We start from the raw sequence: 24235 nt of genomic DNA on the forward strand, positions 1-24235 counted from the left end.
ACTGTCCACCGCCGGTTCCCCACCCGGGTGGTCTTTGTTCTGGTGTTGCTATTCGTGGCCGCCCCCATGGTACTTGGTTGGTCGGGCCCCCCGGGGTTTGGGCCCGGGGGGGCCCGCACTTGAGGGATGCGGTCGACCCCTGCCGATGCCCGCGCCTGGCGCATCCTCGCGGATATTGCGGCGCCCAGGTGCTGCAGCAACCCGGCCCGACCTCGACGAGCATGGACGACGAGTTCACCCCGGCCGGCTGGCCTGCTGGACCGGGGCGCCCAGGTCAGAACGCAATCTGCGACTGCAAGACCGTCAGCAGCAGCCGTGCCACTGGTAGTCGGCCGGAGCTCCCGGTCCGAGCTCGGGAGCGTCACTGCTGGTGGCGACGGCGGGATGGACGGTGGTTCCCTTCTTGATGGTCTCGGTCACCGTGATGTCCTTGATCCTCTCCGGTTCGACCGTCAGGGGGTTCGCGGAGAGGATCACCAGGTCGGCGAGTTTGCCGACCTCGATGCTGCCCTTGTGGTCCTGTTCGAAGTACTGGTGGGCAGCGTTGATGGTGATGGACCTGACCGCATCCAGAGCCGACACGCACTGCTCGGGCCCGATGACGTCGTCGGTGCGGGTGCGGCGGGTGACCTGGCTGGACAGGATGGCGATGGAGTTCGGCAGGGCCACCGGGGCGTCGTGGTGCGAGGTGTAGACCATCTGCCGGTCGACGGCCCAGCGGGCCGGGGAGATGGTGGCGGCCCGCTCCGGCCCCAGGACGGTCTTGCGGTACCAGTCGCCCCAGTAGAAGGTATGCATGGAGAAGAAGGACGGGATAACGCCCAGGCGAGCGAAATCCTCGATCTGGTCCTCGCGGGCGGTCTGGGCGTGGATCGCCACCGTCCGCCGGTCACCGGGCCCGGCCTCCTTGGCGGCGGCATCGAGCGCATCGATGAACTGGTCGATCGCGGCGTCCCCGTTGACGTGCGCGAGCACCTGCCAGCCCCTGGCGTACGCGGTGCACACCTGGTTCAGCACGACCTTGGGGTCCTCGATGGTGGGGTAGCCGCAGTAGTCCTCGGGTGTGCCCTCCGGCCGCTCCTTGTAGGGCTCGGTGAGCCAAGCGGTCCGGCCCTGCGGGGATCCGTCCAGGTACATCTTCACCCCGGCCGCCCGCACACCCCGCTTGTACTCCTGGCTCGCACCGACCGGGTCCGCCTCCAGCGAGGTCGTCGCCTCGTCGGCCCGCGCGTAGGCGACGACGTCGATCTTGAACGGCACGACGGCTGCGGCGTCCCGCAGTGCCTGGAGATTCTCCAGCGTGGCGCCGCCCTCCTGGACGGTCGTGAAGCCGAACCTCGCGGCCGTCGTCACGCCCTTGCTGAAGAGGGCGGCCAGTGCGGTCAACGGCAGGCCCTTGGTGGCCTTTTCGGAGGCCGGGGTGAAAGCGGTCTCCTCCAGCACGCCGTTGGGTTCACCGAACGGCCGGGCCACCGGGTCGACATGACGGCGAATCACGCCGCCGTCCGGGTCCGCGGTGGCCTTGGTGTAGCCCAACACCTGCAGGCCGCGGCTGTTCACCACCCCGAGATGGAAGGACTGGTGGATGGCCAGCACCGGCCGGGTGGTGGACACCGCGTCGAGATCCTCGCGAGTGGGGTGACGGCCGTCGGCGAGCGTGGCGTCGTCGTAGCCGAACCCGATGATCCACTTGGAGGCAAGGCCCACCGGGGTCTTCGCCCAGGCGCGCAGCTTCTCCTGGAGCGAGGCGATGTCGGTGACGTCGCCGTCAGGGGCAGCCAGCAGGTTGGCGAGCGTGGCCTGCAGCCCGATGCCGCCCAGGTGGCCGTGGGCGTCGATGAACCCCGGCAGTAGAGCGCGACCGCCGAGGTCGCGCACCTGCGTTCGCGACCCCTGCCAGCGGCTGACGGCCTCCCGGTAGTCGCCGACGTGGACGATGACACCGTCCTTCACGGCCACCGCCTCGGGGCCGGGAGCGGACTCCTGCACCCCGTCGGCGACCGTCACGATCTCACCGCCGTGGAAGATGACATCAGCCTCGTCATATGGCGCCGCAGCCCGGACATCGCCAGTGTCCGTCGCCACTACCGGCTGACCGCTCATTCCGATTCCCTCCTGCTGCTTACGTTCCGTTCGTGCTTGCCTACCCATGGTTACCAGGCCATGAACGTGGCCCAGCCTGCTGTCGCAGGATGTGGCGGTGGGCTGGTCCTCGGCGTCGAGGCTGGCTGGGGGCGGGGTCGGCCTTCGGTGGCGGCAGGGCCGGCAGGCGCGAGGCCGAGGCGGCACCGCGGCCAGCCGGGATATGTGCTTGATCGTCTCGCGGGAGACCCTCGGCGAAGCCCTCCACCGGGACTGTCCGGAAGAAACTGACACTCCCGTCTGCGGCGTATCGGGCGGTGAGGCGGAGTGGCAGTCGGCGGGCCCATGGGTCCTGCGCCAGGCGCAGCTGTACACCACGAACTCGGACTCGCGACTCCAGGGCAAAGGGCATTCACCCCTGTGCCGACACACACGCGACCGGGGCTTCGCATCGAGCGGCGACCTCCTGACCGTGTCGGACCCGCTGGCCCGCGGCGACTCAGGCTGGCGTGGCAGGTGCGGAAGCTGTGCCGTACGCAGGTTGACCGACACCCAGTTCCCCTACTACCGCGCCGCTCACCGGCTGCACGACATTGCACGGCACTTCGACGACGAGCGTGCACACCGCGCCCGTCGACCCGGAAGCCCTGACCAAGCAGCTGGAAGAGCTCGCGGACTGGGAGCGGCTCCTGGCGTCGGCGTGAGGTCATCCTCGACCTGCGACGCCGAGCCGAAAAGAGGCGGCACCACACCGCCTTCTGAGCGCCTTTTCCCCTGGCGCCCGTCTGTGACGGCTGGTGGGCCCGAGGGTCAGGTGGCGCCCCTTGGGGACCAGTTGGGGACCAGCGCCCACGTCTGTGGGCGCACGGCAGGTACGTATGTGCACGCTGCGCGCCTTCAGATTGTGCCGTATATCGTGATTTTTCCTCCGACTTATCGATCTGGGGGTCAAGGGGGCGCAGGTTCAAATCCTGTCGTCCCGACTCTGCTTCACGCAGGTCGGAGGCCGTTCTCTCGCTAATGAGAGGGCGGCCTTTCGTGTGTCCGGGGCCATGGTGGTCGCAGCCACGCTGTATGGCCGCTGCCGTGGGGGCTTTCTCGGCTCCGGTGAGGGTGTGGGCGTTGGCGTCGACGGCTTCTCGGGCGGCCTGTTGGGTGAGGTGGCTGTAGATGTTGGCGGTGGCCGACAGGGTGGAGTGCCCCAGGGTCTTGGAGACGACGGTGAGGGGGCGCCGGCGGTGATGGGTGATCGTGGCGGCCAGGTGGCGCAGGCCGTGAACGGTCACCCGCGGACACGGGCCTCTTTGGAGAGTTGCCGGAGCCGGTCGAGGACGGTGGGGGCGGCATGCGCAATGGAGAGGCTCTCGGTCTGCGCTGGGACGGCGTCCACCTGACCGAGCGTGTCCTCCAGGTACGTTGCACGCTCTCCGCGATGGTGAGGGCATCCTCCGACACCTGACCGGCGTGTCCTCTAGGTACGTTGCACGCTCTCCACGATGGTGAGGGCATCCTCCGATTCCGCCATCACGCACCTCGGTCTTCCTTCGGAGAAGGCCTTCCCGGAGTCTCGCGGAGCGGCCTTCAGCCCGGAAGTCGATCTTTCGCCGCCATGCGCGGCCTCCGGCAGTGCTCACCGGCTGGAACCTGCTGCACCCGTTCCGGCGAGCAGCGGTGGCCGTGACCCAGGCAGTCGCTGAGCGAGGGGGCAGCCGTCCGAGGTGGCTCTTGGGCCGGCCGGCCTACGCGCCCGCGGCACCGTCGATGCGTTGGAGCAGGGCGAGCAGCGCGGTGCGGTCGGCCGGGGACAGATTCGAGTAGCACGAGGCGAGGACCTCGTCGGCGATCCGGTGTCCAGCGTTCAGGACCTCTTCGCCGACAGGGGTGAGGTAGTGCTCGATACGCCGGCCGATGCCCGGCCTGCGGTCGATCAGGCCAAGGGCCGACAGGCGGCCGGCGAGCGTACCGAAGGCCTGCTCGCTCTGGAACGTCGCCGCGGCCAGGGTGCGGGCCGACGCCCCGGGCGCTCGGCTGATCGCGCGCAAGGCGTCCCACTGGGCCAGCGTCGTGCCGGCGGCGGCAAGGCGGCTGTCCAGTGCGCGGTGCTGCTTGTACTGGGCCTGCTTCACCGCTCTTCCAAGGGCCTGCAGTTCATCGGGCATGCGCCCAGTTTAGCGCATGACTAAGCTTGTTTATATAAGGAAGCTTAGTTAGAGTCCTGGCATGCCCTCAGACAAGAACGTCGCCCTGTACTCGGACCTGTCCCTCACCTTGACCGAAGCCGGAACCGGCCGGCCCTGCCTGATCCTGCACGGCGGCGGGGGACCGGCCACCGTCGCCGGGCTCGCGTCCCACCTCGCACGAACCGGGCACGCCATCACGCCGGTACACCCCGGTTGGGACGGTACCCACCGCCCGGAGTGGCTGACCGGCATCGACGATCTCGCCCTCGCCTACCTGCACTACCTCCAGGACTGCGGACTGCGGGACGTCCTGGTCGTCGGTTCCTCGGTCGGCGGCTGGACCGCGGCGGAGATGGCCGTACGGGACACCGGTGGAATCATCACCGGGCTCGTCCTGATCGACCCCGTCGGAGTCCACGTCGAAGCCGAGCCGATCAGGGACTTCTTCGCGCTCGACGCCCTCGGCGTGGCCGAGTACGCCTGGCACGACTCGGCCCGCTTCTACCGCGCCCCCGAAACGGTGCCCGCCGGGCAAGTCGCCCTTCAGCGCGACAACATGGCCACTCTGCGCCTCCTTGCCGGTGACCCCAACATGCACGACCCGAAGCTGCTCCGCCGACTTCGGCGTGTCGATGTGCCCGCTCTCCTGCTCTGGGGTGAGAGCGACCGCATTGTCACTCCTGCCTATGGCGCTGCGTACGCCGAAGCCTTCGGCCGTGGCCGGCTCCACGTCATTCCCGAGGCAGGCCACTTGCCACAGCTGGAACGGCCGGAAGCGACCTTCGCCGCGATCGACGGCTACCTGCGCGGGACGAGCGCCGACCCCGTCGGCGCCCGACTGCCCGGTACCGTGCGCCGAGGCCGGTGACTTCGGAGACAGGGAAGGCCCGATGGACGGGTTCACGGCGGCGTGGCTGCTGTGACATGTGACGGATCAGGGCGCCATCGGTGAGCTCGCCAGGAAGGCCGCCGCCGATCCGGACCGGCCTGGCCGGTCGAACCGCCCGAGTGGGGTTCGGGTGATGGCTTCGCGTGAGAGTGCTTCACCCGTTCGGTGTCGAAGCGGTGGCGGGAGGCCTTGCACGCCGTGTACCTGTCGATCCGGATGCCCTGATCAAGCAGCTGGGCGAGCCTGCGGACTGGGAGCCCGGCGGGCACGAGGACCGCGACCGGGACGGCTCCTGGCGTTGGTATGAGGTCATTCGCGACCTGTGACGCCAAGCCGGACGGAAGCGGGGCCACACCGCTTCGTGAGCCGCTTTCCCCCTGGTGGCCGTCGGTGACGGCTGGCGGGCCCGATGGCCATGTGGTGCCCCCTGGGGACCACTTGGGGACCACTTGGGGAACAGTGTCCATGGTGATGGGCGCACAGCACGTACGGATGTGCACGCCGTGCGCCACGTCGACGTGGTAGGCCCCAAGTCGCCGAAGCGCATGCGCACATCGGTGCCGCAGCGCAGGTCGCCCGGGGCAGCGGCCCCCCAGCCGCGCCACTTCGAAGGCGGCGTCGAGCCGGTGCGAGCGGTCCAGTACGTCGATGGAGTTGGCGTAGTACGTCTCACCGATCGCCTGGCGTGCCTCGTCGAGGTCCCCGGTCCGGGACGAGAGCCGGGACGCGGTCGGCGCACGCCGCGTGCCGGTGTTCGCAGTTGCCCGCACGGCCCACATCTTCCCGGTGGGCCGGCCGGCCGGCACCACTCTTCATGAACCGTTTCCGGGGTGGTGCGCATCCGGTCGCGGGAATTGAGCTCGTCCTGGAGAAATCCGGTGCGGCCCCTCTGTGTTTACCGTGAAAGACGTTGAACGCGTCGTACTCTGAGGCGGTTATCGGCTATCGGGTTAATTCAGAACTCTCCGGTCCGCACATCAAGGCCGCGGGACGACTGACAGGAGAGGCGATGCGCGAGATCACCCGAAGGGGACTGCTCGGGGCCGGACTTGGTGCCGTCGCGACGGCCGGGGCCGCTGGCTGCGGTACGGAAGACCGAGGGGGCGCGGCGGGGCGAGCGCATTCGCCGGGGAACGGGCCGGGTCATCCGGCGGCACCCAAAGCACCGGTAAAACACAAGGTCAAGCTGATCGGTGACGGCTCGACAGCCGATGCCGGCCGACAGCCGCACCAGCCCGACAAGCCCCGACGGCTCGAACCGGGCGAGACCCCGCCGCAGTTCGTGATCTTCTCCTGGGACGGCGCCGGAGAAGTCGGCAACGGGCTCTTCCCGCGCTTTCTGGAGCTCGCCCGCAACCACGGCGCCTCGATGACGTTCTTCCTCTCCGGGATCTATCTCCTGCCCGAATCGAGCAAGTCGCGCTACCGGCCGCCGAACAATCCGGTCGGCGCCTCCGACATCGGCTATCTGACCGACGCACATGTGCGCGAGACGCTCAAATGCGTGAGCGAAGCCTGGTACGACGGCCATGAGATCGGGACGCATTTCAACGGGCACTTCTGCGGCGGTTCCGGTTCGGTGGCCAACTGGTCGCCCGGCCAGTGGCGCAGCGAGATCGAGCAGGCCGTCTCCTTCGTCACCGAGTGGCGGACCAACACCGGCTGGCACGACCTCGACCCGCTGCCCTTCGACTACCGCAAGGAGCTGATCGGCGGCCGGACGCCGTGTCTGCTCGGGCAGGACAACCTGCTGCCCACCGCCCGGCAGCTCGGCTGGCGCTACGACGCCTCCTCGCCCGGCGGGCGCCAGGTGTGGCCCGAGAAGCGCCAGGGCGTCTGGGACCTGCCGCTCCAGGGCGTGCCCTTCCCGGGGCACTCCTTCGAGGTGCTGTCGATGGACTACAACATCCTCGCCAACCAGTCGAAGAACACCACCCGGGGCATGCCGTCGCGCTACCCGGGCTGGCGGGAGCAGGCGACCCGCGCCTACCTCGCCGGATTCCAGCGCGCGTACGAGACGAACCGCGCGCCGTTCTACATCGGCAACCACTTCGAGGAATGGAACGGCGGCATCTACATGGACGCCGTCGAGGAGGCCCTGAAGGGGATGGCCGGGAAGAAGGACGTACGGCTGGTGTCCTTCCGCCAGTTCGTGGACTGGCTCGACGCCCAGGACCCCCGCGTGCTGGACAGGCTGCGCGCGCTGGATGTCGGCCAGGCCCCGGCGGGCGGCTGGAACGCCTACTTCAAGACCGCTTGAACGAGCCCGGGCGAGCCCGGGCGAGCCCGGGCGAACCTGACGCAGCTGAACGCGGACGCACCTGAAACGCAAACGAAAGGGACGCTGTCGTGCACGAGATGAGAGCCGAGCGGGACCCCGGCGGGGCCGGGGCCGCGGGCCGGGCCGCCCTGCTCTGGCACGTCATGAGCACCGACGAGCCGAGGACGATGTGCGGCCGCACCCTCGGCCGCCCGGAGGCGGCGGTCCCGCCGGACCCGGATCTGTCCGACGCCGACCGCTACTGCGAGGCCTGCATGGCGGCCTGCTGAGCGGTTCGAGGGGGAATGGCCCCCGGCGCCGCTCAGCGGCCCGGCACCGGCTCCTCGTGCCGTATCTCGGCCGGTACGTGCCGCGCCGTCACCAGTGTGCCCAGCGTCAGCCACACCGCCGCGAACAGCCAGCCCCCGAGAACATCGGTCAGCCAGTGCACCCCGAGGTAGACGCGGGAGAGGCCGACCGCCGCGCCCCACAGGAGGATCAGCCCGGCGGTGAGGCGCGCGGAGGCCGAGCGGGAGTGCGCGGTCACGCCCCACGCCACGAGCCCGGCCGTCAGTGCGGCGGTGGTGGCGTGGCCGGAGGGGAAGGAGTGGCCGGAGGCGTGCGTGGCCCAGTCGGCCATCGCGGGGCGCGGGCGGGCGACGGCGTTCATCACCCCGTACCGCACGGCCTGGCCGAGGGCGAGGACCGCGAGTGCCCCGGCGGCCGCGCACAGGCGCTGGCGGGCGTCCCGGCCGGCCAGCAGCCCGGCGCCCACGGCCAGCAGATAGGGGAGCGCCCCGGTGCCGGTGGCGGTGACCGCGCGGGCCACCGCCAGAGCCACCGGGGGCCGGTGGTCCAACGCCCAGGCGTGCGAGGCCCGGTCGCCGGGCAGCGGTGCCCCGTCCCGCACGGCGACGACCACCGTGAGCAGGACGAACAACAGCAGGCACACTGCGGCCCCGACGCGCCGGGCCCTTGTCATCGGGCGGCCACCAGCCGGCGCAGCCGGGTTTCGCCGAGGCGGTCCACGAACGGCGCGGCCCGGCCCGCGAGCAGGGTGAGGACCAGGGCGACCACGGCGCCGACGGCCAGGCCGGCCAGGACGTCGTGCGGATAGTGCGCGCCGATCCAGACCCGGGAGGCGGCCATCAGCAGCGCGGCGGGCACGGCGATCGCGCCGAGGAGCCGGTCGCCCAGCAGTACGGCCACGGCGGCCGCGGCCGCGATCGCCGCGTGGTTGCTGGGGAAGGACCAGTCGCCCAGCGGCGGACAGGCCTCCACGGTCACCACGTGCAGGGTCCGGCAGGGCCGCTGTTCGTGGACGGCGGACTTGAACAGGTCGTTGACGGCGAAGGCCGCGACCACGACGAGCGGCGCGGCCAGCGCCATGGCGAGCCGGGCGCCGCCCGCCGACCGGGCCCGCCACCAGGCGAGGACCATCAGGACCGCGAAGAGCCCGAGGCCGTAGTCCGACCAGAGCCGGACGGCGGTGTCGAGCGGCCCAGGTGCGTCCTGCGCGAGCTCGGTGACCCAGGTGTACCACCCGTTGTCGAAGTGCATCAGGGGGTTTCCTCGGTGGTGCGGGCGCGGCGGGCGCGCAGGATTTCCAGGGCGATCGGGAGCAGCGAGACGGCGACGACCAGCGCCACGAGCGGCAGCAGATAGCGGTCGACGTTCGGGATGGACGAGCCCAGCGCGTACCCGCCGAGGACCAGGCCGCACGTCCACACCGCGCCGCCGATGACCTGCCAGAGCGCGAAGACCCCGGCCGGGACGCCGAGCACGCCCGCGAGGGGGTTGAGCACGGTCCGTACGATCGGGACGAAGCGGGCCAGGACGATCGCCTTCGCGTGGCCGTACCTGCCGAGCAGCTCCTCGGCTCGGGCCGCGCCCTCGTGGAGCTTGCGGGACTTGGCGCGGGCCAGCAGCGCGCGGCCGCCGCGGCGGCCGATCCAGTACCCCACCTGCGCTCCGACGAGCGCGCCCGTCACGGAGGCGAGCAGGACCTGCGGCAGGGAGAGCGACACCGGCCTGTCGCCGCCCGGCACGCACAGCAGCCCGGCGGTGAACAGCAGCGAGTCGCCGGGCAGGAAGAAGCCGACGAGCAGCCCGGTCTCGGCGAACAGCACGACGGCGATGCCGATCGCGCCGAACGCCGAGAGCAGCGAGCCCGCGTCCAGCACGTTCACGGCCTGGGGGGCGGCGGCGAACAGGGGTACGGCCATGGCGGTGGGCCCTCCCATAATGGTTTTCGGGCCGCGAGCAGCGCGGAGCCCGACTGACTACAGTGGTGTAGACGGTCTACAGAACTGTAGACGAAAGATCGAGGAGGATCGTTCCCATGGGGGTCGTTGACGGGTCCGGCCACTTCGGCGACCGTGCGGGCGGCGACGCCCGGCGGCCCGCCGGTGAGCTGGAAGCGGGCGTCCTCGCGGCGCTGTGGGCCGCCGAAGGCCCGCTCACGCCCGGCGAGGTCCAGGGCGCGCTCGGCGGCAGCCTGGCCCGCACCACGGTGACGACGATCCTCACCCGGCTCTACGAGAAGGGCACCGTCACCCGAGGCCGTTCCGGCCGGGGCTTCGCCTACACCCCCACCGAGGACTCGCCGGGCCTCACCGCCCGCCGGATGCACACCGAACTCGCCAAGGAGGACGACCGCTCCACGGTCCTCGCCCGCTTCGTCTCGCAGCTCAGCGACGAGGACGAGCGACTGCTGCGGACCCTGCTGGACGGGGAGGCGGGCGCGTCCGGCGAGGCGATATCCAACGACCGGGCCACGCCGGGCCACGACCGGGCCACCTCGCGCCACGACCGGGGCGCCGCGGGCCGCAACCTGGCCGGGGGTGACCGGGGATGATCTTCGCGGTGTGGATTCCGCTGCTCGTGCCGTTCCTCGCCGTCCCGGCCGCGCGCCGGCTCGCCGAGGCGCTGCCGCCCAGGCCCGCCGCCTGGCTGCTCGCCGCCGCCTCGACCGGCCTCGCCGTCTGCTCGGCGGCCGCCCTCGGACTGCTCGCTCTCGCGGGCGCCCTGCGGCTCCCGTTCGTCGCGGCCCTCGGTCATCTGGTGACCCCGCTCGACGAGGTGCCCGGCGCCGTCGCCCTGGCTGCCGCCTGCGCGTCCGCCGCCCTGCTCACCCTCTGCGGCGTGGCCCTGATCCGCACCGCCCGCCGCCGGCTCGGCGAAGTGCGCGCCGCCCGCCGCCGCCTCGCGCCCTCCACCGGTGAGCTCGCCGTGGTGCGCGACCCCTGCCCGTACGCCTACGCGCTACCCGGCCGCCCCGGCCGCATCGTCGTCACCACCGGCATGCTCCGCGCCCTCGACCCGGCCGAGCGCGAAGCGCTGTTCGCGCATGAGCGCGCCCATCTGCGCGGCCGCCACCACCTCTTCCTCGCCGCCGCCGAACTCGCCGCGCATCTGCATCCCTCGCTCCGCTCGCTGCGCGCGCCGCTCGAATACGTCCTGGAGCGCTGCGCCGACGAGGCCGCCGCCGGAGCCGTGGGCGACCGCGGGCTCGCCGCCCGCGCCATCGGCCGGGCGGCCCTCGCCAGCCGTACGGGAGAGGCCGCGCTGCGGCCGCGCGCGGCCCTCGCGGCGGTCGCGGGGCCCGTGCCGCGCCGGGTCGCCGCGCTCCTGGACCGCGGCCCGGGCGCCGCCCCACTCCGCTCGCGCGGCGCCCGGCTGATAGCGGCCGCGCTGGTCGCCTGCCTCTGTGCCTCCGCGGTCTCGGCGGTGGAGGCCGCCGCCGATCTGCACGGCGGCATCGAGACGGCCCAGGGCGAGGACTGACCCGCACAGCGCACGTGGGGCACCCCAACGGCCCAGCAACGCTGAGGCCCGGCGCCCGGCGCCCCGGAGAGTGGATCCCGTACGCCTGTGACGGCGTGCCACGCCACGAACGGCCACCCCGGGAGGCAGCCATGACATGCATCAACCGACGGGACCTCGGACTCCTGGTCCTGCGGGCGGGCACCGGCGCCGTCCTCATGGCGCACGGCACCCAGAAGCTCTTCGGCTGGTTCGGCGGCGGCGGGATCGAGGGCACGGCCGCCGGGATGGAGCACATGGGCTTCCGCCCCGGCAAGCAGAGCGCGGTGGCCGCCGGGCTCGGCGAGGCGGGCGGGGGCGTGCTCCTGGCCCTCGGCCTCGCCACCCCGGCCGCCGGGGCCGCGGCGGCCGGAGCGATGGCGGGCGCGGTCGCCGTGCACGCCCCGGCCGGGTTCTTCGCCCAGGGCGGCGGCTTCGAGTACCCGGCGTTCCTCGGCTTCACGGCCGCCGCGATCGGCGTCGCCGGGGCCGGGCGCTACTCCCTCGACCACGCCTCCGGCCACGTCGTGGACCGGCCGTGGACGGTCGCCCTGGCGTTCCTCGGCAGCGCGGCGGCGGCCGCCCTGGTCGTGGGCCGGCGCGCGCAGGACAGGACGCAGGACAAGAACGACAGCGACTCCGAGGGCGAGCGGGTGGCGGAGGCCGACGCGTCACCGGAGGCCGGGACGACCGCGTAAACCGCCGGCCCACAAAACGGCCCCAGGGCATTCAACTCGCGCGGCTGTTGAGATCGAGGAGCAGGCCGCAGGCCCGCGCGGAGCACCGGGGCCGTACTCTGTCCGTCGACGGCGCGTACCCCGACCGGGGGCGCGACCCTTTGTACGGCAGGGAGTGACGCTGTGCTGCGCACCATGTTCAAGTCCAAGATCCACCGGGCCACCGTGACCCAGGCCGACCTCCACTACGTGGGGTCGGTGACGGTCGACGCCGAGCTGATGGAAGCCGCCGATCTGCTGCCCGGCGAGCTCGTCCACATCGTCGACATCGACAACGGCGGCCGCCTGGAGACCTACGTCATCGAGGGCGAGCGGGGCTCCGGCGTCATCGGCATCAACGGTGCCGCCGCCCACCTCGTCCACCCCGGCGACCTGGTGATCCTCATCAGCTACGCCCAGGTCGACGACGCCGAGGCGCGCACCCTGCGCCCGAGCGTCGTCCACGTCGACGCGGACAACCGCATCGTCGAACTCGGCGCAGACGCCTCCGCCCCGGTGCCCGGCACCGACCAGCGACGCAGTCCGCAAGCCGTCGCCCCCGTCCCCGCCCCTTCCAGCCCCGTCGCCGTTCCCCAGCACTGATCCGGGAGAGACGTCATGCTCGCGCTGCTGCACACCTCGATGGTGCACGTGCCGGTCTTCAACGCCCTGCGCGACGAGAACCACCCCGGCCTCGAACTGCGCCACCTGGTCTACGAGGAACTGCTCGGCCGCGCCCGCGGGCTCGGCCCGGCCGGGGCCGCCGAGGCCACCAGGACGGTCATCTCCGAGATCACCGCCGAGGGCGCGACGGCCGTGCTGTGCACCTGCTCGACGATCGGCGCCGTCGCCGAGGCGGCCGGGGCCGAACTCGGCGTGCCCGTCCTGCGGGTGGACCGCCCGATGGCCGCGGCGGCGGTCGCGTACGGCTCCCGGATCGCGGTCCTCGCCGCCCTGGAAGCCAGCCTGCGCCCGACCTCGGACCTGCTCCATGAGGAGGCGGCCGCGGCGGGCCGTGAGGTCTCGCTGCGGACGGTCCTGGTGGCCGACGCCTGGCGCCGCTTCGAGAAGGGCGACCTTGAGGGCTACGCGTGGGCGGTGGCCGAGGCCATCGAGGAGGTCGAGGACGCGGACGTCATCGTCCTGGCCCAGGCCTCCATGACACCGGGGGCGCAGCTGGTCCCGTCGAAGATCCCGGTGCTGTCCAGCCCGCGCCTCGGCCTGGAGGCGGCGGCGAAGCTGGTGTGAGCGCGCGTGGTCCGGGGGCATTCCGCAACCGGAGCGCCCCCGGACCGCGCCCGCTCGCTCAGCCCGCCTCGACCTCCGTACGGTCCCCGCCCCACAGCGTGTGGAACGAGCCCTCGCGGTCCACCCGGCGATAGGTGTGCGCCCCGAAGAAGTCCCGCTGCCCCTGCGTGAGCGCCGCGGGCAGCCGCTCGGCCCGCAGCGCGTCGTAGTACGCGAGCGCCGCCGAGAAGCCCGGCACCGGGACGCCCTGGCGCGTCGCCGCCACGACCACCGCGCGCCAGTCCTCCTGGGCCGCCCCGATCTCCTCGCCGAACCGCTTGTCCGCGAGCAGGCTCACCAGCTCGGGCTCGGCGTCGTACGCGGCCCGGATCCGGTCCAGGAAGGCCGCCCGGATGATGCACCCGGCACGCCAGATCGCGGCCACCGAGCCGAGGTCCACACCCCACTCGTACTGCTCGCTGCCCGCCCGGATCTGGTGGAAGCCCTGGGTGTACGACACGATCTTCGAGGCGTACAGCGCCTGCTCCACCTGGGCGGCGAAGGCCTCGGCGGCCTTCTCGCCGAGCGGCTCGGGCGCGGGTCCGGCGAGCGCGCGGGACGCCTCGCGCAGGTCCGCGTGGCCGGAGAGGGAGCGCGCGAACACCGCCTCGGCGATGCCGGAGACCGGCACGCCGAGGTCGAGCGCGATCTGCACGGTCCACCGGCCCGTGCCCTTCTGCTCGGCCCGGTCCTGGACGACGTCGACGAACGGCTTCCCGCTCGCCGCGTCCTCATGGGCGAGCACCTCCGCCGTGATCTCGATCAGATACGAGTCGAGGCGGCCCGTGTTCCAGCCCCGGAAGGTCTCCGCGATCTTGGCGGGGGAGTACCCGGCGACCGTGCGCAGCAGGTGGTAGGCCTCGGCGATCAGCTGCATGTCGGCGTACTCGATGCCGTTGTGCACCATCTTCACGAAGTGACCGGCCCCGTCCGGGCCGACGTGTGTCACGCACGGGGTGCCGTCCGGCGCCTTCGCCGCGATCTTCTCCAGGAGCGGGCCGAGCGACTCGTACGACTCGGCCGAGCCGCCCGGCATGATGCTCGGGCCGTGCAGCGCGCCCTCCTCGCCGCCCGAGACGCCCGCGCCCACGAAGTGGATGCCGCGCTCGCGCAGCTCGCGCTCGCGCCGCCGGGTGTCCTCGAAGTGCGCGTTGCCGCCGTCGATGATGACGTCGCCGGGTTCGAGCAGCGGCGCGAACTCCTCGATCACCGCGTCCGTGGGCTCGCCCGCCTTCACCATGACGACCAGCCTGCGCGGCCGCTCCAGCGCGGCGACGAACTCCTCGGGTGTCTCGGCGGGCACGAACCGCCCCTCCTCGCCGAACTCCTCGACCAGTGCCCGGGTCTTGGCCGCCGTCCGGTTGTGCACCGCCACCGTGAGGCCGTTGCGAGCGAAGTTGCGGGCGAGGTTGCGCCCCATGACGGCGAGTCCGGTCACGCCGATCTGGGCTGTTCCACTCATGGCTGTGCTCCTGAATCATCGGGTGCGCTGCTCGATCAACCCTACGGAAGACTCCAAGCACCGCGACTCGGCCGGCATTCCCTTCGAAGCGTGGGTACGCACTCTTGTCACGGTCCGTTCAGAGCCCCTACTTTGGCGACTCCCGATGCGTTCGAGGGGGACCCATGTCCGTACGCGGGCGGCACCGCCGGTATCAGCCGAGCCGTATCAACCGGGCGTCGCTGACGGTGACGGCGGGCGGGGCGGGCATGGCCCTGCCCCTGATCGGCGCGGGCGCCGCGCACGCCGCCTCGCTGGACGTCTGGGCCAAGGTCGCGGCCTGCGAGTCCACCGACAACTGGAAGATCAACACCGGCAACGGCTACTACGGCGGGCTCCAGTTCAGCCAGTCGACCTGGGTGGCCTACGGCGGACGGCAGTACGCCCCGCGCGCCGACCTGGCCTCCAGGAGCGAGCAGATAGCCGTCGCGGAGAAGGTGCTGGAGGCCCAGGGCCCGGGCGCCTGGCCGGTCTGCTCGGGCGAGGCGGGGCTGACCCGGGGCGCCGCACACGCCACCCCGGCGGCGCAGTCGCACCACGCGACCGCGCCCGCGCCGAAGAAGACGGCCAGGAAGGCCACGCCGCAGACCGACCCCACCAAGGCCCCGGGCAAGCGCGAGGGGTACACGGTCGTGCGCGGCGACTCGCTCTCCCGGATCGCCCACACCGAGCACGTCAGGGGCGGCTGGCACGAGCTGTACACCGCCAACCGTGAGGTCGTCGGCCCGAACCCGGACCTGATCCTGCCCGGCCAGCGCCTCGCGCTCCCGGACACCGCCGCCCCGCCGAAGGCGCGCCCCGCGCCGGCACACCAGCCGGCCAAGCATCAGCCGGCCAAGCACCAGCCGGCCAAGCATCAGCCGGTCAAGCCGCAGCCCGCGAAGCCCGCCGCCCCGCACAAGGAGCACCCGAGGACGGCCCCGGTCAGCCACAAGACCGCCGGGTTCTCCGCGCCCGTCGACGCGGGCCCCAGCACCCCGTACCACAAGGCCGGTTCGTCCTGGGCGAGCGGCTACCACACGGGCGTCGACTTCCCCGTCTCCACCGGGACCTCGGTGAAGGCCGTGGCCACCGGCAAGGTCGTCGAGGCGGGCTGGGGCGGCTCGTACGGCTATCAGGTCGTGATCCGGCACGCCGACGGCAAGTACAGCCAGTACGGCCATCTCTCGGCGGTGAACGTACGGGCCGGACAGCAGGTCAACAGCGGCCAGCGCATCGGCCGTTCCGGCTCCACCGGCAACGCCACCGGGCCGCATCTCCACTTCGAGATCCGCACCGGGCCCGCCTACGGGTCGGACATCGACCCGCTGGCCTACCTCAGGGCGGGTGGCGTCAGCCTCTGATCGGACTCGGTGCTCGTGGCGCTCTCGGCGCTCTGGCCGGGCGCCGGGATGCCCGGCAGCGTCTTGTGCTCGGTGCGTGAGCGGCGGGAGGCCGCGCCCAGCCGCTCGGTGGTGAGCAGGATCAGACCGCCCGCCGCCACGACGCCGCTGGCGAGGGCGAAGACCAGACCGGCCGTCCCGTAGCGGAACTCCTCGCCGAAGAGGGTGAGCCCGACGGTCGCGGCGACCACCGGGTTGACGACGGTGACGGTCGCCAGCGGCGCCGCGAGGCCGGCGCCCCGGTAGGAGGCCTGGGAGAGCAGCAGACCGGCGGCGGCGAGCACCGCTATGGCCAGCAGGCTGGGCACCTCGCTGAGCTGGAGGCCCGCGTCCCAGTCCTCGGCCACCAGCTTGGTGAAGACCGACGCCATGCCAAAGGAGACACCGGCCGCGGCGGCGAGCAGCACGCTGCGCAGCACCGGCCCGTGCACCGCGCGCGAGGCGAGGAAGAGCACCGCCATCCCGCCGAAGGTGGCCGCGGCGAGGAGCAGCCGCTGGCCGCCGCCGACCGAGTCGGCGTCCGCGTCGGTGGTGAGGGCGAGCAGCCCGGCGAGGCCGGCCGTCGCCATGACCGCGCCGCGCCAGGCCGCCGCGCCCGCCGCGCGGCGGACGAAGACGGCGGCCATCGGCAGCGCGAAGACTATGGTCAGCGCGCCCAGCGGCTGGACGAGGGTGAGCGGCCCGCAGGCGAGTGCCACGACGTGCAGCAGGGCGCCGAGACCGTTGAGTGCCACGGAGACCCACCAGGCGCCTTGGCGGAGGTAGGTGCTGTCGGGGGTGGCCGCGGCCACGCGCTCCTGGACGATCGCCGCGGCCGCGTAGGCGACGGCGGAGACCAGGGAGAGCAGCACGGACAGGGCAAGGGCACTCATGCATCCACGATCTCTCGCGAATCGCCTTCCGTCGTCGTCCTTGAGACCGCATTGACACGTACTGCCATAGGAGTACGCGTCTACTCCAGAAGTCGTCCATACATCGGACATTCGGTACAACTGCTGGTGAGGGCGGGTGTGTTTAGGGCATTTCGGCCAAGCGTGCGACATGGGATGTCCGGTAGTAGTCGTACGTAAGTTCGGTCGAAAATCTGTAAGAATCACGGCGGTCCTGGCGCGGGCACGTCATGTCTTCCAGAGGTCTTCCAGGGGTCTTCCAGGGGGCGCCGCCCGCGGGCGGAAAGAAAAGGGGACGAGTGGTGGATCTGGCGGCGGTGGCATCGGTGGGCGGGTTCTTCGCGCTGCGCACCGGACCGGCCGACGGCGCGCACCTGCCGCTGGCGAGGCTTTACGCGGGCGAGGGCGGCCCGCTGGCGGCCCGGATCGACACCGTCGCGGCCGCCCTGCGCGCGCCCGAGCGCCGGACCGCCGCCTCCATCGCCCACCTGGGACTCGTCGCCCGGCTCTGGTCGGTCTCCCTCGGGTCCGCCGTGCTCCACGGCGAGCTGCCCGACCTCGATCCGCGGGCCCTGTCCTGGGACGGCGGCCGCGGCGCCCCCGACGACCTGGTGCTCGACGAGGTCCGGGCGCTGCCCGGCACCGCCGAGCGGATCCGCGAGAGCGTCCAGTACGGCCACCTCGTCCCGCTCGCCGAGGCCTTCCGCCGCGACACCCCCGTCTCCTCCGGCCTGCTGTGGGGGAACGCGGGCTCCGCGCTCGCCGGGGCCGTCCGTGAGCTGCACCGCTGGGCGCGGCGCGAGGGCCGCCCCGACGTGGCCCGGCGGGCGCTGGAGCTCGGCGCGGAGCTCTTCGCCCACCCCGATCTGGCGGGCACCGGCACCCTGCTCCCCGGCCCGGCCTTCCGGCGCCGCAGCTGCTGCCTCTACTACCGCTGCCCGGGCGCGGGACTGTGCGGCGACTGCGTCTTCGACCGGCCGCCCGTACACGGCTGAGCGGGGGCCGGGAAGCCCGCGGTTTGGTGTGCGGCGCCCTCGCTCCGTACGATTCCGCTTTTGGGAACTTCCACTCGCGGGCGAGACCGCACACATGACCGAGGAACGGCGACGGCGATGACGGTGACAGAGGACATCCAGGACCAGGGGTACGGTCCCGGCATCGGCCAGGAGCCCGGCGAACCCGACGTGGAGTACGGCCCCGGCATCGACCCGGAGCGCCTCGCCGTCTGCCTCGGCGTGCTGGACGAGCTCGACACCATCGAGGTCGACCACCCGGACGCGATCGCCGTGCGCCGCGCCACCGCCGCGATCTACCGGACCGTGAAGCAGCGCCGCCGCCAGGAGCGCCGGGCCGCCAAGACCGCCCACGACCGGGCCGTCACCGAGGCCACCGCCACCGGCTCCGCCGAGCGCATCGACGACGAGACCGAGGGCATCCTGCCGTCGTCCGCGACCCCCACCGGAGAGATCGCCGGGATACTCCAGCGCCCGCGCTCCTGCTACATCTGCAAGTCGCGGTACGTCGAGGTCGACTACTTCTACCACCAGCTCTGCCAGAAGTGCGCCGCCGAGAACCGTTTCCGCCGGGACGCCCGCACCGACCTCAGCGGCAAGCGCGCGCTGCTCACCGGCGGCCGGGCCAAGATCGGCATGTACATCGCACTGCGGCTGCTGCGCGACGGCGCCCACACCACCATCACCACGCGCTTCCCCAAGGACGCCATCCGCCGCTTCAAGGCGATGGAGGACTCCGCGGAGTGGATGCACCGCCTCGAAGTCGTCGGCATCGACCTGCGCGACCCGGCGCAGGTGGTCGCCCTGGCCGAGCAGACGGCGGAGCAGGGCCCGCTGGACATCCTGATCAACAACGCCACCCAGACGGTGCGCCGGCTGCCCTCCGCCTACGCGGCCCTGGTCGACGGCGAGGGCGCCCCGCTGCCCGCCGGGGAGCTCCCCGCCCACCACGTCATCGGCGCCTTCAACTCCGGCGCGGTCAGTGACCTCGGCGGACCGGCCGCGCTGCCGCTCGGCACCTCCGGCCTCGACGCCCAGCGGGTCGCCGACCTCGCCCTGGTCGCGGGCAACGCCAGCATCGCCCGGCACCACGACGGCACCGCCATCGACGCGGGCGGCCTGCTCCCGGACGTCGTCGACACCAACACCTGGGTGCAGTCCATCGACCAGATCTCCCCGGTCGAGCTGCTTGAAACCCAGCTGTGCAACTACACCGCGCCGTTCATCCTGATCAGCATGCTCCGCCCGGTGATGGCCGAGGCCGCCCGCAAGGCGCCGAACGGCCGCGCCTACGTGGTGAACGTCTCCGCGATGGAGGGCGTCTTCAGCCGCGGCTACAAGGGCGCCGGGCACCCCAACACCAACGCCGCCAAGGCCGCCATGAACATGGTCACCCGGACCAGCGGCCAGGAGATGTTCGAGACCGACAAGATCCTGATGACCTCGGTCGACACCGGCTGGATCACCGACGAGCGCCCGCACCACGACAAGCTGCGGCTCGCCGAGGAGGGCTTCCACGCCCCGCTCGACCTGGTCGACGGCGCCGCGCGCGTGTACGACCCGATCGTGCGCGGCGAGGCGGGCGAGGACCTGCACAGCGTCTTCATGAAGGACTACGCGCCCGGGAACTGGTAGACCGCACCGGGCAGGCGAACAGTGGCCGGGCTCCCCGCGGGAGTCCGGCCACCGGTGTGCCGGCCGTCAGGCCCCGTACGTGCCGCCGTGCCGCGCGGCCACCAGCTCCAGGACCGGCCGCCAGTCCTCCATCACGCCCACGTCCAGGCCGACGACCTTTCCGGCGTCGTCGGCCTGGCGCAGGGTGAGCGCCGCCCCGGCCTCCGGGTCGAGGGCGAAGGCGTCCGCCTCCTGGGGCGTCATCACCCCGCCCTGCGCCCGCGGGGTCAGTTCGCTCTGCGGTGACAGCGTCCGGTCGGGCTCGACCGCCGCGAGGTAGCGCTTGGCCGGAACGTGCAGCCGCACCAGCCGGGCCACCCGCGCCCCCAGCAGCGGGCGCACCGCGTCCGCCGCGCGGTCCGCGTGCCCGGCGTCGTCACCCGGACGGAGCAGATGCCCCAGATCGTGGACGAGCCCCGCGATCTGGAGTTCCTTGTCACTCGGATGGGCGCGCCGCAGCAGATGGGCGGTCTGCAGGGCGTGGTCGTGCAGATCGACCGGATCGCCGCTGCGGTCCGGTGTGTCCCAGGCGTCCCGGCAGGCGTGCAGCAGGTCCATCAGTTCCGCGACGGACCGAGGCTGGCTCGGCAGGTCCACGTGAACTCCTCCCCGGGTGGCGGCCGACGCCGGTCAGCAGATCATGGCTGGATGAACTCCGTGCTGAACGCGCGGCGAAGGAAAGTTGACGCAAAGGAAATGGCCCCATCGAGCGGGGCCCCGCTCATTTGGTTACTCTGACCCCGACGGAAGCCATCAAAGGATCCACCAGTCCTCGATGCCCGTTCCGGGACCGGCCTGCAACCTTGGCCGGACTCCCGACAGAGTGCCGGCGCCACCGCGTCAGAACTGCCCCTGCCCCCTGCCCCCTTGAGCGGCCGGCGACCGGGAAGACCGGAGCCGCCAGTACGCCCAGGGTTACGCGACACAGAGGAGTGCGCGGTGACACCAGAGATGACAGAACCCGAAGAGCGGACGCCGGAACGCGGCGACCAGCCGGCCCGGCCCGAAAAGCTCCGCAATCTAGAGGTCTGGGCCCGTTCGGCCCCGATCCGACTGGCCGGTTACGAGGACGACTTGGCCGAGCCGCACATCCTGCCTGGCATTGACTGAGTGAGTCCGTGCGACGTGCGCCCCCTGTTCCGGCAGGGGGCGCACGTCGTTCCGGTGCGGCGTGCGTGATCCCTCCGGGCCACACGTATGCCGGTCGTCCGCTTGCGGGACCGGCGGGCATCCGGCAGACAATAAGGGATAACTCGGGGCGAAAGGTGGGAGATCTAAGTGCGCCCGATCCCGCGCCGGTTCACCCTGGCGGCAGTCGTGATGTCCATCGGAGTGTTCGTCGCGGGCTGCGGCGGCGGCAACAGCAGTGGCAACAGCGCCTCCGACCAGAAGGAGCTGTTCCTGCAGCCGGTCGCCGCGTCCGGCCCCGACCCCTTCACGGAGTCGACGGCCAAGGCCGCCAAGCCGCTCACGCCCTCGCAGCCGCCGCCGAGCGCCCCCAGCAGCCCCACGTCGACCGTGCAGACCGTCCATGCCGTGTCGGGCTCCACGCCCGGTCTCTACGGCGGCACCCAGTCGGTGGCCAGCTGCGACGTGGAACAGCAGATCCGCTTCCTCAACGCCGACCGGGTGAAGGCGCGTGCGTTCTCGGAGACCGTCGGAATCAACCAGGACGACCTCCCGTCGTTCCTGCGCGGGCTCACCTCCGTGGTGCTGCGGGCCGACACCCGGGTCACCAACCACGGCTTCAAGGACGGCCACGCCACGGCCTTCCAGTCCGTGCTCCAGGCGGGCACCGCGGTCATGGTCGACGACCACGGCACCCCGCGCGTGCGCTGCGCCTGCGGCAACCCGCTGAAGCCGCCCGTCGCCACCCAGGGCGCCGCCTCCCGCGGCCAGTCCTGGCCCGGCTACCAGCCGCAGCGGACCGTCGTCATCAACCGCACCACCACGGTCATCAACAGCCTGATCATCGTGAACGTCATCAACAACACCTGGATCGAGCGGCCGACCGGCGACAACGGCACGCGCGACCGCGAGCGGCCCGACATCCAGATCGACCCGACGGCGCCGGTGGTCACCGACTCGCCGAGCGCGTCCACGCCGTCCACGTCCAGCACCTCCCCGGGCATCAATTGCCTGAGCCCGGCCCCGACCGTCACCGTGACGCAGTCGCCCCCGTCGGTGCCGCCCGGCGGCACCACGCCGAGCGCGCCCGCGTCCCCGGGCTGCCCGACGGCCACCGTCACCGTCAGCCCCAAGCTGACCACGAAGCCTCCGTCGACCCCGGCCACGCCGAGCGAGCCGCTCGTGCCGCCGCCCTCCACCGAGATGCCCACGCTGCCCTCCGAGCCGCCGCCGGTCTTCCCGCCGGAGCCGTCGGGCGGCAGCCTGATGCCGTCGGGCACCTCCGACTTCGACACCGAGCCGCCCCTGGACGCCGGACTCTCCTGACGGACGCCCCCCGATCGGACCGAGGATCGGAGTGACGATGGACGAGTGGCCCGCGGCCCCGGGTCTCAGCCTCGCCCTCAACCGCATGGGCACCTTCGACTGGGACCTCACCAGCGGGCAGCTGCACATGGACCGGTCGGCGCTCGACGTCTTCGACATGGAGCCCGAGGAGTACGACGGGCGGCCCGAGACGCTGGGCAGCCGGGTGACCCCGGCCGAGGCGACCCGGCTCGACGCCATGATCTCGCAGGCGCTGAAGAACGGCAGCGTCCACTACGGCGCCTACTTCCGCGTCCGGCTGCGCGACGGCACCGCGCGCTGGACGCACACCCAGGGGTATGTGCGGCGGGCCGCCACCGGCCGCCCGCAGCGCATCATCGGTGTGGTCCGGGACGCCACCCAGGAGCTCACCGAGTACTCCGACCGCCCCGCCGCCGACGACGAGGACCACCGCGGCAGTACCAGCGTGGTGGACAGCACCACGGCGGCCCTGGCGCACGCCCGTACCGTGCAGGACGTCATCGACGTGCTCAAGGGCTCGCACGGCCTGGAACACCTGGGCGCCACCAGCCTGGTGATGGGGCTCCTGGAGGCGGGCCGGATCCATCTGGTGGCCGAGGGCCCCGAGGACAGCTTCGTGCCGGGCACCCGCTGGACCCGGGTCGACGAGCAGTACCCGATGAGCGAGGTCGTGCGCACCCTGGCCCCCCGGTTCATCCAGACCGCGGACGACTTCGCCTCCTCCTACCCCCGCCTCTGGCCGCACATCAGCGGCCTCGGCATCACCGCCGCCGCCTATCTGCCGCTGATCGCACAGGCCCGCCCGATCGGCGCCCTCGGCCTGCTCTACAGCGACAAGACCGGGTTCACCGCCGACGAGCGCAACCTCCTGGTGGCGCTGGGCAGTTCCATCGCGCAGAGCCTCCAGCGGGCGGTCTTGTACGAGCAGGAGCACGACCTCGCCGAGGGGCTCCAGCAGGCCATGCTGCCGCGCCGCATCCCCGAAGTGTCCGGCGCCCAGATCGCCGTGCGCTACCGCTCGGCCCGGCTCGGCCGGGACATCGGCGGCGACTGGTACGACGTCATCCCGCTGCCCGGCGGCCGTGTCGGCGCGGTCATCGGCGACGTCCAGGGCCACGACACGCACGCCGCCGCCGTGATGGGCCAGCTGCGGATCGTACTGCGCGCCTACGCCGCCGAGGGGCACACCCCGGCCACCGTGATGGCCCGCGCCTCGGTGTTCCTGCACGAGCTGGACACCGACCGCTTCGCGACCTGCACCTACGCCGAGGCCGATCTGTCGACCGGAGTCGTCCAGCTCGTACGGGCCGGACACGTCGACCCGCTGCTGCGGTACGGCGACGGCAGCTGCCGCAGACTGCCGGTCGAGGGCGGTCTCCCGCTGGGCCTGTCGGCCGAGTTCGGGCGGCTCGAATACCCGGTCTCCACGGTCGAGCTGGACCCCGGCCAGACCCTGCTGCTGTACACCGACGGCCTGGTCGAGCAGCCCGGCGCGGACCTCGACGACGGGATGCAGCTGCTGGCCGCGCTGGTGCGGTCGGGGCCCGGCGACCTCCAGGAGCTCGCCGACCGGCTGTGCGACGTGGTCGACGACCGGGCGGGCGACGACGACGTGGCGCTGCTGCTCCTGCGCCGGCGCGCCCTGGAGGCCCCGCAGAGCGGCGGCCGGCTCCAGCAGCACGTGGCGCAGAACGACCCGGAGGCGCTGAGCTCCTCGCGCCATATGATCCGGGCCGCGGTGCGGGCGTGGGGCGCCCGGGAGCGGGCGGACGAGATCGAGCTGGCCGCCGACGAGCTGATCACCAACGCGCTGATGCACACCGACGGCGGCGCCATCGTGACCGTACGGGTCCTGGCCGGGCCCGAGCGCCGGATGCGCGTCGAGGTCGAGGACCGCTCCAGCGCCCTGCCGCGCCGCCGCGAGGCGGGCGACTCCGGGGTGTCGGGCCGCGGCCTGATGCTGGTGGACCGGCTGGCGGACGTGTGGGGCGTGGAGTCGAGGGGCAGCGGCAAGTGCGTGTGGTGCGAGTTCATCGTCCCGGAGCGCGCTACTTGACAGTAACAATCCGTCATTCGGTCGCA

General features: G+C 72.3%; 21 protein-coding genes and 1 pseudogene. 14 read left to right on the forward strand and 8 right to left on the reverse strand.

Going from position 1 to position 24235, the window contains the following annotated elements:
- Positions 1-303: 303 nt before the first annotated feature.
- Both ACFWA7_RS28335 and ACFWA7_RS28340 read right to left on the reverse strand, forming a co-directional pair.
- Positions 304-2103: an amidohydrolase gene (locus tag ACFWA7_RS28335; protein WP_385825843.1), complete on the reverse strand. Its 1800-nt coding sequence runs from the start codon at positions 2101-2103 to the stop codon at positions 304-306.
- A 1718-nt stretch (positions 2104-3821) separates the two neighbouring features.
- Positions 3822-4241: a MarR family winged helix-turn-helix transcriptional regulator gene (locus ACFWA7_RS28340; RefSeq protein WP_385825845.1), complete on the reverse strand. Its 420-nt coding sequence runs from the start codon at positions 4239-4241 to the stop codon at positions 3822-3824.
- 61 nt (positions 4242-4302) lie between these two features.
- Here ACFWA7_RS28340 and ACFWA7_RS28345 point away from each other — a divergent pair, with 61 nt between their 5' ends.
- The 3 genes from ACFWA7_RS28345 (at position 4303) to ACFWA7_RS28355 (ending at position 7701) form a co-directional block, all read left to right on the forward strand.
- Positions 4303-5130, forward strand: a complete 828-nt coding sequence (locus ACFWA7_RS28345; protein ID WP_385825847.1) for an alpha/beta fold hydrolase — start codon at positions 4303-4305, stop codon at positions 5128-5130.
- 1030 nt (positions 5131-6160) lie between these two features.
- Positions 6161-7411 (forward strand): hypothetical protein, encoded by a 1251-nt coding sequence (locus ACFWA7_RS28350; RefSeq protein WP_385543388.1) that lies wholly within the window; start codon positions 6161-6163, stop codon positions 7409-7411.
- Between the two features lie 89 nt (positions 7412-7500).
- The gene (locus tag ACFWA7_RS28355; protein WP_385543391.1) at positions 7501-7701 is read left to right on the forward strand and encodes a hypothetical protein; all 201 of its coding nucleotides are present in this window, start codon (positions 7501-7503) and stop codon (positions 7699-7701) included.
- Between the two features lie 32 nt (positions 7702-7733).
- On the opposite strand, the gene ACFWA7_RS28360 is transcribed toward ACFWA7_RS28355, so the two are convergent.
- From ACFWA7_RS28360 to ACFWA7_RS28370, 3 genes are read right to left on the reverse strand one after another with little or no spacing between them, the layout of a single operon-like run.
- Positions 7734-8393 carry a phosphatase PAP2 family protein gene (locus ACFWA7_RS28360; protein WP_385543394.1) on the reverse strand — a complete coding sequence of 220 codons (660 nt, stop codon included), beginning with the start codon at positions 8391-8393 and terminating at the stop codon, positions 7734-7736.
- Positions 8390-8971 (reverse strand): phosphatase PAP2 family protein, encoded by a 582-nt coding sequence (locus tag ACFWA7_RS28365; protein ID WP_385543397.1) that lies wholly within the window; start codon positions 8969-8971, stop codon positions 8390-8392. Before ACFWA7_RS28365 ends, ACFWA7_RS28360 begins: the two co-directional genes overlap by 4 nt.
- Positions 8971-9636 carry a DedA family protein gene (locus ACFWA7_RS28370; protein WP_385543400.1) on the reverse strand — a complete coding sequence of 222 codons (666 nt, stop codon included), beginning with the start codon at positions 9634-9636 and terminating at the stop codon, positions 8971-8973. The genes ACFWA7_RS28365 and ACFWA7_RS28370 overlap by 1 nt, the downstream gene beginning before the upstream one ends.
- 116 nt (positions 9637-9752) lie before the next feature.
- Between ACFWA7_RS28370 and ACFWA7_RS28375 the strand changes: the two are divergent.
- The 5 genes and pseudogenes from ACFWA7_RS28375 to ACFWA7_RS28395 form a co-directional block, all read left to right on the forward strand.
- A pseudogene (locus ACFWA7_RS28375) lies at positions 9753-10151 on the forward strand (BlaI/MecI/CopY family transcriptional regulator); the annotation flags it as partial.
- Positions 10152-10264: 113 nt separating this feature from the next.
- Positions 10265-11197: a M56 family metallopeptidase gene (locus ACFWA7_RS28380; RefSeq protein WP_385825849.1), complete on the forward strand. Its 933-nt coding sequence runs from the start codon at positions 10265-10267 to the stop codon at positions 11195-11197.
- A 131-nt stretch (positions 11198-11328) separates the two neighbouring features.
- Complete coding sequence (locus tag ACFWA7_RS28385) at positions 11329-11913, forward strand: DoxX family membrane protein (protein WP_385825851.1); 585 nt, start codon at positions 11329-11331, stop codon at positions 11911-11913.
- A gap of 162 nt (positions 11914-12075) precedes the next feature.
- Positions 12076-12534, forward strand: coding sequence for an aspartate 1-decarboxylase (gene panD / locus ACFWA7_RS28390; RefSeq protein WP_385825853.1), 459 nt, complete (start codon positions 12076-12078; stop codon positions 12532-12534).
- Positions 12535-12549: 15 nt separating this feature from the next.
- On the forward strand, positions 12550-13179 hold the full coding sequence (locus ACFWA7_RS28395; protein ID WP_385825855.1) for an aspartate/glutamate racemase family protein: 630 nt from the start codon (positions 12550-12552) through the stop codon (positions 13177-13179).
- Positions 13180-13237: 58 nt separating this feature from the next.
- On the opposite strand, the gene gndA is transcribed toward ACFWA7_RS28395, so the two are convergent.
- Entirely contained in the window at positions 13238-14680 is a 1443-nt protein-coding gene (gene gndA / locus ACFWA7_RS28400; protein WP_385543413.1) for an NADP-dependent phosphogluconate dehydrogenase, read from the reverse strand.
- A 164-nt stretch (positions 14681-14844) separates the two neighbouring features.
- Between gndA and ACFWA7_RS28405 the strand changes: the two genes are divergently transcribed.
- Positions 14845-16062 (forward strand): transglycosylase family protein, encoded by a 1218-nt coding sequence (locus ACFWA7_RS28405; protein ID WP_385825857.1) that lies wholly within the window; start codon positions 14845-14847, stop codon positions 16060-16062.
- Here the strand turns inward: ACFWA7_RS28405 and ACFWA7_RS28410 are convergent.
- Entirely contained in the window at positions 16032-16973 is a 942-nt protein-coding gene (locus ACFWA7_RS28410; protein WP_385543419.1) for a DMT family transporter, read from the reverse strand. The genes ACFWA7_RS28405 and ACFWA7_RS28410 overlap by 31 nt on opposite strands.
- Before the next feature lie 320 nt (positions 16974-17293).
- Between ACFWA7_RS28410 and ACFWA7_RS28415 the strand changes: the two genes are divergently transcribed.
- Together ACFWA7_RS28415 and ACFWA7_RS28420 are read left to right on the forward strand one after the other, a co-directional pair.
- Positions 17294-17986, forward strand: a complete 693-nt coding sequence (locus ACFWA7_RS28415; protein ID WP_385825859.1) for a (2Fe-2S)-binding protein — start codon at positions 17294-17296, stop codon at positions 17984-17986.
- A 117-nt stretch (positions 17987-18103) separates the two neighbouring features.
- Positions 18104-19639, forward strand: coding sequence for an SDR family NAD(P)-dependent oxidoreductase (locus ACFWA7_RS28420; RefSeq protein ID WP_385825861.1), 1536 nt, complete (start codon positions 18104-18106; stop codon positions 19637-19639).
- 66 nt (positions 19640-19705) lie between these two features.
- Here the strand turns inward: ACFWA7_RS28420 and ACFWA7_RS28425 are convergent, their stop codons facing one another.
- A complete protein-coding gene (locus tag ACFWA7_RS28425; protein ID WP_385825875.1) occupies positions 19706-20236 on the reverse strand; it encodes an inositol oxygenase family protein in 531 nt (176 codons plus the stop codon).
- A 393-nt stretch (positions 20237-20629) separates the two neighbouring features.
- Here ACFWA7_RS28425 and ACFWA7_RS28430 point away from each other — a divergent pair, with 393 nt between their 5' ends.
- The 3 genes from ACFWA7_RS28430 (at position 20630) to ACFWA7_RS28440 (ending at position 24209) form a co-directional block, all read left to right on the forward strand.
- A complete protein-coding gene (locus ACFWA7_RS28430; RefSeq protein ID WP_385543427.1) occupies positions 20630-20788 on the forward strand; it encodes a hypothetical protein in 159 nt (52 codons plus the stop codon).
- Positions 20789-20956: 168 nt separating this feature from the next.
- Positions 20957-22132, forward strand: coding sequence for a DUF6777 domain-containing protein (locus ACFWA7_RS28435; RefSeq protein ID WP_385825863.1), 1176 nt, complete (start codon positions 20957-20959; stop codon positions 22130-22132).
- Between the two features lie 37 nt (positions 22133-22169).
- Complete coding sequence (locus ACFWA7_RS28440; RefSeq protein ID WP_385543433.1) at positions 22170-24209, forward strand: SpoIIE family protein phosphatase; 2040 nt, start codon at positions 22170-22172, stop codon at positions 24207-24209.
- The last annotated feature ends 26 nt before the right edge of the window (positions 24210-24235 follow it).

Origin of the sequence: Streptomyces sp. NPDC059994, assembly GCF_042737755.1 — a bacterium.
GTDB lineage: Bacteria > Actinomycetota > Actinomycetes > Streptomycetales > Streptomycetaceae > Streptomyces.

Coding starts and splice junctions, on each gene's coding strand:
- ACFWA7_RS28335 (WP_385825843.1), bottom strand. CDS start 2,103: ATGAGCGGTCAGCCGGTAGTGGCGACGGACACTGGCGATGTCCGGGCT.
- ACFWA7_RS28340 (WP_385825845.1), bottom strand. CDS start 4,241: ATGCCCGATGAACTGCAGGCCCTTGGAAGAGCGGTGAAGCAGGCCCAG.
- ACFWA7_RS28345 (WP_385825847.1), top strand. CDS start 4,303: ATGCCCTCAGACAAGAACGTCGCCCTGTACTCGGACCTGTCCCTCACC.
- ACFWA7_RS28350 (WP_385543388.1), top strand. CDS start 6,161: ATGCGCGAGATCACCCGAAGGGGACTGCTCGGGGCCGGACTTGGTGCC.
- ACFWA7_RS28360 (WP_385543394.1), bottom strand. CDS start 8,393: ATGACAAGGGCCCGGCGCGTCGGGGCCGCAGTGTGCCTGCTGTTGTTC.
- ACFWA7_RS28365 (WP_385543397.1), bottom strand. CDS start 8,971: ATGCACTTCGACAACGGGTGGTACACCTGGGTCACCGAGCTCGCGCAG.
- ACFWA7_RS28370 (WP_385543400.1), bottom strand. CDS start 9,636: ATGGCCGTACCCCTGTTCGCCGCCGCCCCCCAGGCCGTGAACGTGCTG.
- ACFWA7_RS28380 (WP_385825849.1), top strand. CDS start 10,265: ATGATCTTCGCGGTGTGGATTCCGCTGCTCGTGCCGTTCCTCGCCGTC.
- ACFWA7_RS28385 (WP_385825851.1), top strand. CDS start 11,329: ATGACATGCATCAACCGACGGGACCTCGGACTCCTGGTCCTGCGGGCG.
- ACFWA7_RS28395 (WP_385825855.1), top strand. CDS start 12,550: ATGCTCGCGCTGCTGCACACCTCGATGGTGCACGTGCCGGTCTTCAAC.
- gndA (WP_385543413.1), bottom strand. CDS start 14,680: ATGAGTGGAACAGCCCAGATCGGCGTGACCGGACTCGCCGTCATGGGG.
- ACFWA7_RS28405 (WP_385825857.1), top strand. CDS start 14,845: ATGTCCGTACGCGGGCGGCACCGCCGGTATCAGCCGAGCCGTATCAAC.
- ACFWA7_RS28410 (WP_385543419.1), bottom strand. CDS start 16,973: ATGAGTGCCCTTGCCCTGTCCGTGCTGCTCTCCCTGGTCTCCGCCGTC.
- ACFWA7_RS28420 (WP_385825861.1), top strand. CDS start 18,104: ATGACGGTGACAGAGGACATCCAGGACCAGGGGTACGGTCCCGGCATC.
- ACFWA7_RS28425 (WP_385825875.1), bottom strand. CDS start 20,236: ATGGACCTGCTGCACGCCTGCCGGGACGCCTGGGACACACCGGACCGC.
- ACFWA7_RS28430 (WP_385543427.1), top strand. CDS start 20,630: ATGACAGAACCCGAAGAGCGGACGCCGGAACGCGGCGACCAGCCGGCC.
- ACFWA7_RS28440 (WP_385543433.1), top strand. CDS start 22,170: ATGGACGAGTGGCCCGCGGCCCCGGGTCTCAGCCTCGCCCTCAACCGC.